We start from the raw sequence: 527 nt of genomic DNA, 5'->3' as shown, positions 1-527 counted from the left end.
ACCTGTTTACTTGACAATAATGAAGCAATAAATAATTTAAGGTAAATCATTGAAGATGTATTTCTAATAATTTCATTAGCCATTGGATGTTTCATTTTTAATAAATATGGCTTTAGATACTTATCAAAATCTTTTCTTTGATCTCGTGGTATATATGAATAGTATTTATACATACGATTACATACTTGATAAAAATCATATTTAAGATTTTCAGGAAGAAGTCGGTCTCCCACTTCATAGATTGCTCGAAAATCAATGGCATCACGTTTAACACCTGAAGCATAGGGAGAAGCATAGGGCATCATTGCATATAAATACGATTCTTTTGAGTACATCAATGTTTTTCCTTTAGATAAGAAGTTCCAATAGAAAAACAAGCTCATATAAAAACAACCTTTCAAAGCTACAGGCGCTTCTACATTTTTAACGGCTTCAGTTCTGTATATAACTGACGAAATAAACGTTCCTAATCCTAGTATGTTGTTACATAATAAAAAATAATTACGCATTGCCATCTCATCTTTAAA

1 pseudogene is annotated in these 527 nt (G+C 30.0%); it reads right to left on the bottom strand.

What is annotated here, in order from left to right:
* A pseudogene (locus tag BSAG_RS25170) lies at positions 1 to 527 on the bottom strand (glycosyl transferase family 2); the annotation flags it as partial.

It is taken from the genome of Bacteroides sp. D1, assembly GCF_000157095.2.
Lineage (GTDB): Bacteria > Bacteroidota > Bacteroidia > Bacteroidales > Bacteroidaceae > Bacteroides > Bacteroides xylanisolvens.
The sequence above is the reverse complement of the archived record's forward strand: the minus strand, read 5'-3'. Positions and strand labels throughout refer to the sequence as shown.